Genomic DNA, 4,269 nt, shown 5'->3' with positions numbered 1-4,269 from the left:
GATCCCCGAGCACAGCCTCGGCGCCACGCGCCTGGCCACGCTGCCGGGTATCGTTCCCGGCCGTTATGACCGCCCGCAGGGTTGCCTGCTGTCGCCGCGGTGCCCGTATGTGCAGGAGTCCTGCCGCGCCCAACGCCCGGGCCTTGACCCGAAAAGCCACAGCCTTGCCCGCTGCTTCTACCCGCTGAATCAGGAGGTGGCGTAATGGCCGTCGTACTTACCGCCCGCGACCTGACCCGTCACTACGAAGTGTCCCGTGGCCTGTTCAAGGGCCATGCCCTGGTGCGCGCACTCAACGGTGTGTCGTTCGAGCTCGAAGCCGGCAAGACCCTCGCGGTCGTGGGCGAGTCCGGTTGCGGCAAATCCACCCTGGCCCGCGCCCTGACCTTGATTGAAGAGCCGTCTTCCGGCTCGCTGAAAATCGCCGGGCAAGAAGTCGCCGGTGCCGACAAGGCCCAGCGCAAGCAACTGCGCAAAGACGTGCAGATGGTGTTCCAGAGCCCTTACGCCTCGCTGAACCCGCGCCAGAAGGTCGGCGACCAACTGGGCGAGCCGCTGCTGATCAACACCAACCTGTCTGCCGCCGAGCGCCGGGAAAAGGTCCAGGCGATGATGAAGCAAGTGGGCCTGCGCCCTGAGCATTATCAGCGCTACCCGCACATGTTCTCCGGCGGCCAGCGCCAGCGGATCGCACTGGCGCGGGCGATGATGCTGCAACCCAAGGTGCTGGTGGCGGATGAACCGACCTCGGCGCTGGACGTATCGATCCAGGCCCAGGTGCTGAACCTGTTCATGGATTTGCAGCAGGAATTCAACACCGCCTACGTGTTCATCTCCCACAACCTCGCGGTGGTGCAGCACGTCGCCGATGACGTAATGGTGATGTACCTCGGCCGCCCGGTTGAAGTCGGTCCAAAGGAAGACATCTACGCACGCCCGCTGCACCCGTACACCCAGGCGTTGCTGTCGGCGACCCCGACCATTCATCCGGACCCGAACAAACCGAAGATCAAAATCGTCGGGGAGTTGCCCAACCCGTTGAACCCGCCGTCTGGCTGCGCCTTCCACAAGCGCTGCCCGTACGCGACCCAGCTGTGCAGTACCGATGAACCGGTGCTGCGACCTCTGGACAACCGCCAGGTGGCTTGCCACTACGCGGAGCAATTTGTGGTCTGACGTGCAAAAAAAATGCTCTGGAGGGTGAGTCCAGAGCATTCCAGTGTTCTACAGCCCTGCTTGTCGGATAGCGCATCTGTTCGGCAAGCGGGGCTTTCTTTTGCCTGCGTTACTTACGTATCGCTGTCGCCATCGTTGTAGGTGTCGCTGTCTTCGCCATCATTGTCCGGGTTCTCGGCATCGTCATCGTCCTTGGAACCGCCCTGGTTTTCGTCACCGGGCTCGGATTCACTCTTGGCCAACTGCAAGCCACCCGCCTGCACCGTCTTCGCCGCCACAAACCCCGTGCCATGGCTTTGCACAGCCGTATTGGCCCACGCGGCAGACATGCCCAATGACATCATCACCAGCACTTTGAGCAACAGCACCACACGTTGAAAGATACTCATGGTCGAATTCCGCCCAGTCAGGAGTTGAACTGCGTACGACAGCTGTCCGCCGTCGCCTTGCTTCAAACTAGTCCCGAACTGAAGTTTTCGCCAATGAAACAACCTGAATAGCAGCCAAAGAAAAAGGCGAAGCCATCACAGCTTCGCCCTCTCTTATATCGCTAACCCTTAGTGATGCTCACGGGTCGCGCGGAATTTCACATCCGGCCAGCGCTCTTCCATCAGCGCCAGGTTGACCCGAGTCGGGGCCAGGTAGGTCAGGTGACCACCGCCGTCGATCGCGAGGTTTTCCACGGCCTTGATCTTGAACTCTTCCAGCTTCTTCTTATCGCTGCAGTCGATCCAGCGCGCGGAGTACACGGTGATCGGCTCATAGGAGCATTCCACCTTGTATTCCTCTTTCAGGCGACTGGCCACTACATCGAACTGCAGCACACCGACGGCGCCGAGGATGATGTCGTTGCTGCGCTCCGGGAAGAACACCTGAGTGGCGCCCTCTTCCGCCAACTGCTGCAAACCCTGGCGCAGTTGCTTGGATTTCAGCGGGTCACGCAGGCGTACGCGGCGGAACAGTTCCGGGGCGAAGTGCGGGATACCGGTGAAGCCCAGCACTTCGCCTTCGGTGAAGGTGTCACCGATCTGGATGGTGCCGTGGTTGTGCAAGCCGATGATATCGCCGGCATACGCTTCTTCCAGTTGCTCACGCTCGGAGGAGAAAAAGGTCAGGGCGTCGCCGATGCGCACGTCCTTGCCGGTACGCACGTGGCGCATTTTCATGCCTTTTTCGTATTTGCCGGAGCAGATACGCATGAAGGCGATACGGTCGCGGTGCTTGGGGTCCATGTTCGCCTGGATCTTGAACACGAAGCCGGCGAATTTCTCTTCCACAGGCTCCACGGTACGCTCGTTGGCAACCCGGGCCAGCGGCTTGGGGGCCCAATTGACCACGGCATCCAGCACGTGATCGACACCGAAGTTGCCCAGGGCGGTACCGAAGAACACCGGCGTCAGCTGGCCGTCGAGGAACTCCTGCTGGTTGAACTCGTGGCAGGCGCCCTGCACCAGTTCCAGCTGGTCGACAAACCGGTCGTACTCGTCACCCAGGTGGGCGCGGGCTTCGTCGGAGTCGAGCTTCTCGATGATTTTCACATCGGTACGTTCGTGGCCGTGGCCAGCGGTGTACACAATGATGTAGTCGTCGGCCAGGTGGTACACGCCCTTGAAGTCGCGGTAGCAACCAATCGGCCAGGTGATCGGCGCGGCCTTGATCTTCAGGACGGCTTCGATTTCGTCCAGCAGTTCGATCGGGTCGCGGATGTCACGGTCGAGTTTGTTGATAAAGCTGACAATCGGCGTATCCCGCAGGCGGCACACGTCCATCAGCGCGATGGTGCGGGGCTCGACGCCTTTACCGCCGTCGAGGACCATCAGCGCCGAGTCCACCGCCGTCAGGGTGCGGTAGGTGTCTTCGGAGAAGTCTTCGTGGCCCGGGGTGTCGAGCAGGTTGATCATGTGGTCGCGATACGGGAACTGCATGACCGACGTGGTAATGGAAATACCACGCTGCTTTTCCATTTCCATCCAGTCGGAGGTGGCATGGCGGTCGGATTTACGGGATTTCACCGTGCCGGCCACCGCGATCGCCTTGCCCATCAGCAACAGCTTTTCGGTGATGGTGGTTTTACCGGCATCGGGGTGGGAAATAATGGCGAAAGTGCGGCGTTTCGCGACTTCGGCGGCCTGGTGGGTCATGGGAAATCGCCTGGCAGGTGAGTCAAAAAAGGGCGGCGAGTATAGCGCAAACCCGGGGTGACGGACCACCGTTCACCCCATTGGGGGTGGCTAATTGCTGCCAAGTATGGAACCTTTTAAAAGGTAGAGACGTCCACTCCCCTGCTATCGCACTCGTAACAGGGGCTGAAAAATCAGCAAGTTAGCCTGACGAGGCTGCGCTCATGGCTCGACCGCATACCGCGTTGCCGGTAGGGGCGAGCTGCTATTCGCGACCACATTCGCCGACAGCCAGGAATGGCATTGCCGCTCGGAAATGTGTTCGCCGACAAAAGAAAAAAGGAGTCCGCCTGTGGCTATTCGCTATGGCAAAGGGCTGATAGGAGGAGCGGTTGTCGTCGCTCTCCTGGCCCTGCTGGTCCACTGGATCGGCATCAACACGATCGAACTGTACCGCGACGATTTGTTGTTTTACCTGCAAGCTCACTTGATCCTCGTCCTTGTTTCGATGCTGGCCGCCCTGATCGTAGGGATTCCCGCCGGTATCCTGCTGAGCCGACCCAACATGGTCGGGCGCGCAGAACGCTTCATGCAGATCTTCAACATCGGCAATACCGTCCCTCCCCTGGCCGTACTGGCCATCGCCCTCGGTGTCCTTGGCATCGGCAGCGGCCCCGCGATCTTCGCGCTGTTCCTCGCCTCGTTGCTGCCCATCGTGCGCAACACCTATGAAGGCCTGAAAAACGTTCAAGGTTCCCTGAAAGAAGCCGCCGTCGGCATCGGCATGACGCCGCGCCAGGTGCTGTTTCGCGTGGAATTGCCCAACGCCGTGCCGATCATCATCGGCGGTGTGCGCGTGGCCCTGGCGATCAACGTCGGTACCGCGCCCCTGGCGTTCCTGATTGGCGCCAACAGCCTGGGCAGCCTGATCTTCCCCGGCATCGCCCTGAACAATCAGCCGCAACTGCTGCTC

At 60.6% G+C, this 4,269-nt stretch carries 4 protein-coding genes and 1 pseudogene; 3 read left to right on the top strand and 2 right to left on the bottom strand.

From position 1 onward, the window contains the following. A pseudogene (dppD, locus tag HX846_RS21915) lies at positions 1-205 on the top strand (dipeptide ABC transporter ATP-binding protein DppD); the annotation flags it as partial. Further along, positions 205-1,176 carry a peptide ABC transporter ATP-binding protein gene (locus HX846_RS21910; RefSeq protein WP_003215987.1) on the top strand — a complete coding sequence of 324 codons (972 nt, stop codon included), beginning with the start codon at positions 205-207 and terminating at the stop codon, positions 1,174-1,176. The pseudogene dppD and the gene HX846_RS21910, both read left to right, overlap by 1 nt. Positions 1,177-1,289: 113 nt before the next feature. Here the strand turns inward: HX846_RS21910 and HX846_RS21905 are convergent, their stop codons facing one another. Both HX846_RS21905 and HX846_RS21900 read right to left on the bottom strand, forming a co-directional pair. Next, entirely contained in the window at positions 1,290-1,565 is a 276-nt protein-coding gene (locus tag HX846_RS21905) for a hypothetical protein (protein ID WP_003215984.1), read from the bottom strand. A 168-nt stretch (positions 1,566-1,733) separates the two neighbouring features. Then, positions 1,734-3,317 carry a peptide chain release factor 3 gene (locus tag HX846_RS21900; protein ID WP_003215978.1) on the bottom strand — a complete coding sequence of 528 codons (1,584 nt, stop codon included), beginning with the start codon at positions 3,315-3,317 and terminating at the stop codon, positions 1,734-1,736. Positions 3,318-3,612: 295 nt separating this feature from the next. On the opposite strand from HX846_RS21900, the gene HX846_RS21895 reads away from it, so the two are divergent. Then, positions 3,613-4,269, top strand: a 657-nt coding sequence (locus tag HX846_RS21895) for an ABC transporter permease (protein WP_306173135.1), incomplete at its 3' end; no start/stop codon positions are given.

The sequence above is a fragment of the Pseudomonas sp. K5002 genome (genome assembly GCF_013386655.1).
GTDB lineage: Bacteria > Pseudomonadota > Gammaproteobacteria > Pseudomonadales > Pseudomonadaceae > Aquipseudomonas.
The sequence above is the reverse complement of the archived record's forward strand: the minus strand, read 5'-3'. Positions and strand labels throughout refer to the sequence as shown.

Bases quoted from the DNA above. Each gene is read 5' to 3' on its own strand.
- HX846_RS21910 (WP_003215987.1), top strand. From the start codon at position 205: ATGGCCGTCGTACTTACCGCCCGCGACCTGACCCGTCACTACGAAGTG.
- HX846_RS21905 (WP_003215984.1), bottom strand. From the start codon at position 1,565: ATGAGTATCTTTCAACGTGTGGTGCTGTTGCTCAAAGTGCTGGTGATG.
- HX846_RS21900 (WP_003215978.1), bottom strand. From the start codon at position 3,317: ATGACCCACCAGGCCGCCGAAGTCGCGAAACGCCGCACTTTCGCCATT.